At 44.4% G+C, this 5,545-nt stretch carries 9 protein-coding genes; 2 read left to right on the forward strand and 7 right to left on the reverse strand.

What is annotated here, in order from left to right:
• Position 1 precedes the first annotated feature (1 nt).
• Positions 2 to 1,450, reverse strand: coding sequence for a GTP-binding protein (locus QUA56_RS35940; RefSeq protein ID WP_333368645.1), 1,449 nt, complete (start codon positions 1,448 to 1,450; stop codon positions 2 to 4).
• A 212-nt stretch (positions 1,451 to 1,662) separates the two neighbouring features.
• Here QUA56_RS35940 and QUA56_RS35945 point away from each other — a divergent pair, with 212 nt between their 5' ends.
• Positions 1,663 to 2,481 carry a CPBP family intramembrane glutamic endopeptidase gene (locus QUA56_RS35945; RefSeq protein WP_333368648.1) on the forward strand — a complete coding sequence of 273 codons (819 nt, stop codon included), beginning with the start codon at positions 1,663 to 1,665 and terminating at the stop codon, positions 2,479 to 2,481.
• 159 nt (positions 2,482 to 2,640) lie between these two features.
• Positions 2,641 to 2,973 (forward strand): S-layer protein, encoded by a 333-nt coding sequence (locus QUA56_RS35950; RefSeq protein WP_333368651.1) that lies wholly within the window; start codon positions 2,641 to 2,643, stop codon positions 2,971 to 2,973.
• An 11-nt stretch (positions 2,974 to 2,984) separates the two neighbouring features.
• Here the strand turns inward: QUA56_RS35950 and QUA56_RS35955 are convergent, their stop codons facing one another.
• The 6 genes from QUA56_RS35955 to psbH all read right to left on the reverse strand — a co-directional run bounded on the left by QUA56_RS35955 (position 2,985) and on the right by psbH (position 5,434).
• On the reverse strand, positions 2,985 to 3,314 hold the full coding sequence (locus QUA56_RS35955) for a helix-turn-helix transcriptional regulator (protein ID WP_333368654.1): 330 nt from the start codon (positions 3,312 to 3,314) through the stop codon (positions 2,985 to 2,987).
• Between the two features lie 111 nt (positions 3,315 to 3,425).
• Positions 3,426 to 3,794: a type II toxin-antitoxin system RelE/ParE family toxin gene (locus QUA56_RS35960; protein WP_333368657.1), complete on the reverse strand. Its 369-nt coding sequence runs from the start codon at positions 3,792 to 3,794 to the stop codon at positions 3,426 to 3,428.
• A 110-nt stretch (positions 3,795 to 3,904) separates the two neighbouring features.
• Positions 3,905 to 4,171 (reverse strand): DUF3146 family protein, encoded by a 267-nt coding sequence (locus tag QUA56_RS35965; RefSeq protein WP_332981061.1) that lies wholly within the window; start codon positions 4,169 to 4,171, stop codon positions 3,905 to 3,907.
• Positions 4,168 to 4,830 (reverse strand): aminoacyl-tRNA hydrolase, encoded by a 663-nt coding sequence (gene pth, locus QUA56_RS35970; protein ID WP_333368660.1) that lies wholly within the window; start codon positions 4,828 to 4,830, stop codon positions 4,168 to 4,170. Before pth ends, QUA56_RS35965 begins: the two co-directional genes overlap by 4 nt.
• Positions 4,831 to 5,079: a TatA/E family twin arginine-targeting protein translocase gene (locus tag QUA56_RS35975; protein ID WP_333303434.1), complete on the reverse strand. Its 249-nt coding sequence runs from the start codon at positions 5,077 to 5,079 to the stop codon at positions 4,831 to 4,833.
• Between the two features lie 151 nt (positions 5,080 to 5,230).
• Positions 5,231 to 5,434 carry a photosystem II reaction center phosphoprotein PsbH gene (psbH, locus tag QUA56_RS35980; RefSeq protein WP_172189685.1) on the reverse strand — a complete coding sequence of 68 codons (204 nt, stop codon included), beginning with the start codon at positions 5,432 to 5,434 and terminating at the stop codon, positions 5,231 to 5,233.
• Positions 5,435 to 5,545: the final 111 nt, after the last annotated feature.

Here is a 5,545-nt window from a genome sequence, read left to right on the forward strand (position 1 = left end):
ACTAAGATTTCTGTTTTTCCACACTTCCCAAATCCAACTTAGCCCGCAACTCCTCCTTAATCCGATTTAAAATAGAATCATCATCCAAAGAAGACAAAATCTTGCTCACAACAGCCTTTGGCCCGTCATCTCCCCAAGAAGCACCATTAGCCAAATAAGCCTTAGTAACTTGACCGATTCCGTAGGAAGAAACCCCCGCGATCGCAGCTTGCGTCACCGCTACAGACAAATAAGGCGCTAAAGCCAAACCCCCCGTCGCCGGCGTCGCCAAACCCAACAATCCTTTCAAAGAACTCAAACCAAAATTAGCCAACAATTCACCCGCAGTAATCCCGCCCATACTAATCGCAATCTTTTGCAGCAATTCCACCGCGCCCGCTTCCGTCATCGCAATGCCGTAAACTTTAGATAAAGTTAATATCATCACCACATCAATTACCGCACCGCTAAGAATATCAACTACAGTAATTGGATTAAGTGCGATCGCCACCGATTTCGTCATTACTCCATTCCAGATAATTCGATTAGCCGCGTCATCTCGAATCTCCATTTTTCGCTGCACCAACTGCTCGTTAATATCCCCCGCACAAAGCATCGTATTCAGCGCCACCAAAGATTTGCCTTCCCGGTCTAAAATCTCCAAAATCTTTAATTTTAAATCTTGCACTTGTGGCAAACTGCGAGTCATTTGCACGCCCATACTTCCGTCAGGACGGCGCACCGCCCTCGCCGTCAAAGGCGAAGCCGCCGCCATCACAATTTCATCGGGAGATAACAATTCTCTCACGCGATCGTCTCGAATTTTATGATAAATTGCCAGCCTGTCTGCATCGGGATACTGGTCAATTTTATTAAACACTAATAACATCGGTTTTCCGGCTTCCCGCAACTGCGAAAGTGCTGCGTATTCCACCTTCGTAATGTCGCCAGCCACCACAAACAAAATCAAATCTGCTTGTTTAGCAACGCGGCGGGCTAAAAGTTCGCGAGTTTCGCCGTCAACTTCATCTATTCCCGGAGTATCGACTAATTCAACTTGCGACAAACGGTAAATAACTGGCGAAAGTCGATCGGGCAAATTCTCATCAATTCCCTCTCCGACATCCCACTGCCCGATAGTCGTCGTGCGAGTCACCCCGTGAGTCGGGCCAGTTTCAAACACATTTTGACCCAGCAGCGCGTTCAAAACCGAAGATTTTCCCCTTCCCACCATCCCAAACACAGCTATTTGCACGCAAGCGCGCTCTAGCTTGTCGAGCATTTTCTCCAACCCGCCAATTTCCGGTTCCAGTCCAGTTCGCTCTTGAAGTGTCAAGTCGAGATTTTCTACTATATCTCGCAGAGCATCTTTAGCGTGGCGCAGGTTGAGTTCTGCCTGAATGTCTGCGAAGCTTAAAATTGTGTCATCTAATTCTCGATCGACATTTGAAAAATCCGAGGCTTCAGTCATTGTTACCTGATGTTATAGCTTTGCTTCACTTAAAGTTTCAACCGATACGATGCCATTCTAGCTTTTTCCGTCTGCTTTGTACATTAGGGGTACGGCAATGGTGTGTTTAGAATCCGGGTAGGGACACAGCAATGCTGTGTCCTAATCCTGGTAAGGACACAGCAATGCTGTGTCCCTACAGATATCATGTAAAACCTGTTTAATTTACAACAATGATTAACCGCCTCCAAATAATAGCCAGTTATCCATTTCCTTTACGTGTAATAATTTTCCTATTAATCTTGCTAGCAATTTGGCTGCCGCTAGCAGCACCAATTTATCTTTTAGTTAAAGACAGCAACTTAGCAACTATTCTGACAATGGGATTGCTGTTTGCAGAATTTCTGTTCTTAGTGCCGCGCTGGGGAAAAAAAGTTTACGGACAAACCAAATTGCTCAAAGGTTACGGTTTAATCAATACGCGAAAAAACGGTTTCGAGTTGTTAATCGGATTGGCGATCGGGCTTTTGCTTACTTTCAGCTTATTTGCGGTGCAAGGGCTGTTCGGCTTACTCGCGTGGCAAAATTCAGATAATTTGCCGAGAATCATCGCAGAAGGGCTGTTAAGCGCCCTTGGAGTCGGTTTTGCCGAGGAGTTGGTATTCCGGGGTTGGTTGCTGGACGAGTTGCAGCGCGATTACAATTATAAAATATCTCTGTGGGCGAATAGCCTGGTGTTTGCCTTATCTCATTTTCTCAAACCTGTTGCCGCAATGCTGCGGAGTTGGCCGCAGTTTCCGGGGTTGTTGCTGCTGGGTTTGATACTGGTTTTGGGAAAAAGATCGCGCCAAAATCGTCTCGGTTTGTCGATCGGGCTTCATGCAGGTTTAATCTGGGGATATTACATCATTAACATCGGGCAGTTAGTGCGATATTCGGGATCGGTACCCGACTGGGTGACAGGAGTTAACGGCAATCCGCTAGCTGGCGCAGTGGGGCTGTTGTTTTTGAGTGTATTGGCTTTGGGAATGCGAAAATCAGTCAGTAGTTAGTAGTCAGTTGTCAGTTGTCAGTTGTCAGTTGTCAGTTGTCAGTTGTCAGTTGTTGGTTGTCAGTTGTTGGTTTTTATTTATGGATGATAATTCCCAATTCCCAATTCCCAATTCCCAATTCCCAATTCCCAATTCCCAATTCCCAATTCCCAATTCCCTATGAAACTCACGATTTTTGCGGCCGCTATACTGCTAATTAGTGCCAGCTTTTCTGCTCCTGTAAAAGCACAAACTACCGCTCAAGTCAAGCCAAATAATTATTTAGTTCAAGTGCAGCCAGCGCGAGAACAAATTCTCAATGCTTGCGTCCAGAATCAGGCTGCAACTCTGCCCAATCCTTTTACTGATGTACCTTCCAATCACTGGGCTTACAAAGCTGTTTTGACAATGTATTATTGCGGGGCTTACCGAGAAGCGACGCCACCTGATTTGCTGACAAACCGCCAATTTATCAAAGTGAATGGCAAGAATGTGAATCATACAAAAAAGTGAATATTCAGATATCAGATGCTAACAACACTAATTCCTGCGACCGCTGGCGAGTCGAGCTTTTTCTTCACGACAATTTGCACATCGCACCCTAACGCATTTAAAAATCGAAACAACCTTTCTGTTGAAAAACCTATCAGCTTTCCTCTCATCAACGCTGACACCTTTGGCTGGTCAATTCCTAATACTTCTGCTGCTTGAAGTTGATTCAGTTTCCTTTGACTGACGATTTCAGTTATCTGCCGTACCAATTCAGCCTTCATCAGCATTTCATCAGAATTAGGCATACCCAAATCAGCAAATATATTGCCACTACTAACTTGAATATCGATCTCCTTACTCATGATTTCCCCCTTATATGGTCTTAGTTATTCCTGAAAAAGTAGTGATAAGAAGCCGTCTATTTCCAGCTTATTTAGAAATATAAGCTACTCTTATCACTACTGATTCCAGTCTTACTTACTCTTGAACTCTTCGTAATGTTCTTGAGCTCGTTTTAGCCTCTCTTGGATTAACTTAATATCTTGTTGCGGTGTAGCAATTCCTTGTTTAGACTTTTTCTGGAAAGCGTGCAAAACATACACTGTATCTGCAAACTTTACCGTGTAAACAGCTCGATAGGTATCCCCATCACAGTCATCGGTAATTTCTAAAACTTTTGCACCTCCAAACCCTTTGAGAGGTTTAGCAGATTGGTGTTTTCCTCCTGTTTGTGCTAGATACAGAGCATAGCCCATGATGTCATGTACATCTTCAGGAAATTCTTTAAGATCGTTTAGAGAACTTCCGATCCATACAATCGTTTTGACTGATTTTTTTCTCATGTTTACCGTACAATTTTTTTCTCATACATCGATTCCTCTTTAGAGCTATACTTCTATTATGCTAGATTTAGCATAATATGTCAAGAGTTATTCCCAAATAAATATGAATATTAAAACTCAGCCCGAACCGTAAACGAATAATCGCCACCTGGTTCAAGCTGATAATCCCATTTCTCCAGAAAACGGTGCAGCGGTTCCTGAATCAATGCCCTACCCTGAGAAGGCTCAAGTATCAGTGTTTTTTCTGCGGTGAAACGCCACTGAAACTGCCACTCAAAATTGCCGGCACTTACTTCACCCTCAATCGTGCCTTTTTGCCAAGATTGGCCAGTAACTCGAACATATGCTGTTGTTTCAGGCAAACGTCTCGAACTCACCTTTTTGTTTCCGCGTTTGTTTCTGCAATTGTGCGATTGTTGTAAAGGCTCATGGCTTTTTCTACTCCTTGGTGCAGACTTAGTTCCACAGCTTCTACAACCAGTTTAAGCACTTTCTCTACTAACTGACTTTCCTCTGAGGAAAATTTTCCTAACACGAAGGAAATCGTATCTTTCTCATTTTTAGCAGCATCGTTTTGAGGTTTGCCGATGCCGATACGCAAGCGGGGAAATTTGTCTGTGCCCAAATGAGAAATTGTCGATTTCATGCCGTTGTGTCCGCCTGCAGAACCGGCAAGCCGCATTCTCAATTTCCCGATCGGCAAATCCATATCGTCGTATACTACTAACACAGACTCCGCAGGTATTTTGTACCAATCCGCCGCCGCCCGAATCGCTTGGCCCGACAGATTCATGTAAGTAAGCGGTTTCAGCAAGCGGATTTTCTGTCCCCGCGGCCGGTTTCCCTCGCCAAATATGCCTTGAAATTTGCGATTTTCCGACAGCGAAATCTGCCAAGATTTAGCCAAGGCATCGACAGCATTAAAGCCTATGTTGTGTCGGGTGCGATCGTATTTAGGTTCGGGATTTCCCAAGCCAACTATTAACTGGGGAATCACTAACTCCGCTGGTGTTTCCGACTTCTGAGTGTTGTTCATTTAAATGTCTGCGGTATCTTCCTTAGCAGCCGCGAGTTTTTCTGGTTCCGGCTTGCTGGCGACAGCTTCTTCTAACTGCTTGGCTTCCCGCTTGAACTCTGACTCAAAATCCCGCGAAGCATCCTGAAATCCCCGAATTGCCTTGCCCATACTGCGACCGATTTCTGGCAATTTTTTCGGGCCGAATACCAACAAGGCGATCGTAAAAATTACTGCCATTTCCGGCAAACCAATGCCAAAAATATTCATTTTTTTCTCCTGCAATTTGTTTAGTTAGTTCCTGTTTATTTAGGGCTAAAGTAATCGGAAAGGGTAAGGAAAAACGGAAAAAACTTAGCTTTTACCCTTTCTCCTCAACCCTCAGCTTTTACTTTTAGCCTTAATGTTTTGTGCTCAATTTTTAGCGGCCGAGACTCGACCAATCCATATCCACATTCTCCAGAATCAGCGAAGAGTTGTAGATTTGCAAAATAATCAACAAGAACACGAAAAACAGTCCAATGAACACGCTCATCAATAGCGTGGTTCCCCAGCCGGGGGCTACCTTACCGTATTCTGAGTTAAGGGGTTTGAGTATATCTCCTAACCAAGTCCGTTGTGCCATAAGTCACCTGCAATGAATCTCTACAGAAAAGTTTGACATATTTCTACCGCTAATTGCGATCGCAATTTAGGGACGGGGGGAGATGGGAGAGTGGGAGAGGGGCACAGGGGG

Origin of the sequence: Microcoleus sp. N3A4 (assembly GCF_036701805.1) — a bacterium.
GTDB lineage: Bacteria > Cyanobacteriota > Cyanobacteriia > Cyanobacteriales > Microcoleaceae > Microcoleus.

Excerpts from the sequence above, each read along its gene's own strand:
- QUA56_RS35950 (WP_333368651.1), top strand. The coding sequence starts at position 2,641 with ATGAAACTCACGATTTTTGCGGCCGCTATACTGCTAATTAGTGCCAGC.
- QUA56_RS35955 (WP_333368654.1), bottom strand. The coding sequence starts at position 3,314 with ATGAGTAAGGAGATCGATATTCAAGTTAGTAGTGGCAATATATTTGCT.
- QUA56_RS35940 (WP_333368645.1), bottom strand. The coding sequence starts at position 1,450 with ATGACTGAAGCCTCGGATTTTTCAAATGTCGATCGAGAATTAGATGAC.
- pth (WP_333368660.1), bottom strand. The coding sequence starts at position 4,830 with ATGAACAACACTCAGAAGTCGGAAACACCAGCGGAGTTAGTGATTCCC.
- QUA56_RS35975 (WP_333303434.1), bottom strand. The coding sequence starts at position 5,079 with ATGAATATTTTTGGCATTGGTTTGCCGGAAATGGCAGTAATTTTTACG.
- QUA56_RS35960 (WP_333368657.1), bottom strand. The coding sequence starts at position 3,794 with ATGAGAAAAAAATCAGTCAAAACGATTGTATGGATCGGAAGTTCTCTA.
- QUA56_RS35945 (WP_333368648.1), top strand. The coding sequence starts at position 1,663 with ATGATTAACCGCCTCCAAATAATAGCCAGTTATCCATTTCCTTTACGT.
- psbH (WP_172189685.1), bottom strand. The coding sequence starts at position 5,434 with ATGGCACAACGGACTTGGTTAGGAGATATACTCAAACCCCTTAACTCA.